The organism is Xenorhabdus sp. NBAII XenSa04, from assembly GCF_963866145.1.
GTDB classification, from domain to species: domain Bacteria; phylum Pseudomonadota; class Gammaproteobacteria; order Enterobacterales; family Enterobacteriaceae; genus Xenorhabdus; species Xenorhabdus indica.
The window spans coordinates 1-399 of sequence record NZ_CAWMEB010000364.1 but is presented as its reverse complement, the minus strand read 5'-3'; the positions used below and the strand labels follow the sequence as shown (position 1 = coordinate 399).

At 53.4% G+C, this 399-nt stretch carries 1 protein-coding gene; it reads left to right on the top strand.

Going from position 1 to position 399, the window contains the following annotated elements:
- Window positions 1–53 precede the first annotated feature (53 nt).
- Window positions 54–399, top strand: a 346-nt coding sequence (locus AAC147_RS12410) for a TraC family protein (RefSeq protein ID WP_047686777.1), incomplete at its 3' end; no start/stop codon positions are given.

The window sequence follows — 399 nt, the reverse complement described above, 5'->3', positions numbered from 1 at the left end:
TTTTATCAGCAGGTGCAGTATGCCTTACCGGGTGAACGCACGGAGGCACGGTAATGGCCAATCCCAAACCACTGAACCGCCCCGGCAAACTGCGGGACGCTGATGAAGCGGCGATTTATCGGACCAATCCGTCCATTATCGACTATCTGCCCTGGGTGGAATATCTGGACGACGGACAATGCCTGTTGCTGGATGATGGGGTTTCCGTCGGTACGGTCTACCGGATTGAACCTGTTGCCACCGAAGGGCGTCCAATGGAGAGACTGATTGAAATTCGGGATCAGCTGGAAGATGCGATCCAGGACAGTCTGGAAGAGGACGATATCTCACCGTGGGTGGTGCAATTTTTTTGTCAGGACGAAGATGATCCTGCGGCCTGTCTCAATACATTACGGGATT